We start from the raw sequence: 1430 nt of genomic DNA on the forward strand, positions 1-1430 counted from the left end.
AGCGCCCCTCTCCCCGTCACTATACGGGGAGAGGATGCCGGCAGGCAGGTGAGGGGCGGCGCCAACTTTGGCAATTGATGGGAACCCTTGAACGAACAGAAGTCAACTGTGCTGTTCGTTCAGGCAGCCGCTGGCTGGCCAATGCGCAGGAAATCGCTGTCGAAGGAAACCTCCCGCGCCGCGCCACCGGCCGTCAGCCGCATGCGGCCATCCGCCGTCGTGAGCTCCTGCGGTGGCTCGCCGCCAGATAGCGGTATGGCGCCGATGACATGGCGAAAGGAAACGCTTTGGCTTTCGTCCAGCGCAAAGGCGGTCGCCACCCCTTCGCGCCTCAGCCAGTTGTCGCCGATCGAGGCGGCATGGCCGACGGCGGCGCGGCCATCCTCGATGCCGAGCACGCCCAGGTGGCGACCGCTCCATGGGGCGTAGTCGCGCCCGCCATTGCTGAACCACAGCATGGTGATCGGCAGCTCGGCCGGGTTCTTCAGCACCAGCACCAGATCGTCCTCGGCCTGGCGCGCAAGCGCGGTCCAGCCCGGTCCGCCATGATCCGTCTCGACCAGCGTGAGGAAATCCTCGCGGCGGTCATCCATGCGGTATTCCGTCAGGTCGAGCGTGCCGCCGCCTGCGGCGGGAAAACGGCCGAGATCGGCGGATCGTGCCGGATAGGCCAGCAGGAAGCGGCCGCGTGCGGGATCCGGCTCCAGCGGGTCGTCCAGCGTCGCGGCAAACCGCTTCGGCGAAAAGGCCAGCCTGCCGCCGCCCGTCATCGCCATCATCGGGTGATGCGCGACCGAAATCGCACCATGGCCACCGGAAAACTTATGCTCCTGGTAGAGGAAGGGATGGCCGTCGCGCAGCGTCAGGATCTTGTCGACCGAAGCGCCCATCACCTTGTGCCGCAGGCGGTAGACGGCTCGCCAGCCATCCCCTGTAGCAGCACTATCGACCACATCCCAGGCGCTGTTGGCCGGCCAGCCATGCAGCGGCGCCTCCTCGACATCGCTGCGCGAAAACGGCGCGCAGAGAAAATCGCCGGACAGCCGAACCGTACCTTCCGGCAGATTGTCCGGCAGCGTCTCGCCCGCATCGACCCAGGGCGCGCGATGCAGCGGCTTCAGCTGCCGTCCGCCGCTCTCGACGACCATGTCGGCGATGTGGCCGACCGTGAGGTCGAGCGAAACCGAAATGCCCCGGGCCTTGATGGTGTGGATGGTCATCGCGCTCTCACCGATTCTTCAGGCGCAAACTGGCCTGTTCGGCGGCACTTGCGCAAGCATTGCGGCAGGCATTTTGCATCAGTTGTCACTCTCCCACATCGCATATGGATTCTTTCGAAGAGGACCCCCACCCTAACCCTCCCACAAGGGGGAGGGAACGCTGCCGCGTGCCTCTAATTCTTCTTTGGCACCGAAAAGACAGGCGATTCG

The 1430-nt window shown here is 65.4% G+C and carries 1 protein-coding gene; it reads right to left on the reverse strand.

Annotated elements, in window-relative coordinates:
* Window positions 1-119: 119 nt before the first annotated feature.
* Window positions 120-1220 carry a hypothetical protein gene (locus EOC06_RS37255; RefSeq protein ID WP_128310114.1) on the reverse strand — a complete coding sequence of 367 codons (1101 nt, stop codon included), beginning with the start codon at window positions 1218-1220 and terminating at the stop codon, window positions 120-122.
* Window positions 1221-1430: the final 210 nt, after the last annotated feature.

The sequence above is a fragment of the Mesorhizobium sp. M7A.F.Ca.MR.362.00.0.0 genome (assembly GCF_004023175.1).
Lineage (GTDB): Bacteria > Pseudomonadota > Alphaproteobacteria > Rhizobiales > Rhizobiaceae > Mesorhizobium.

Coding starts and splice junctions, on each gene's coding strand:
- EOC06_RS37255 (WP_128310114.1), bottom strand. CDS start 1,220: ATGACCATCCACACCATCAAGGCCCGGGGCATTTCGGTTTCGCTCGAC.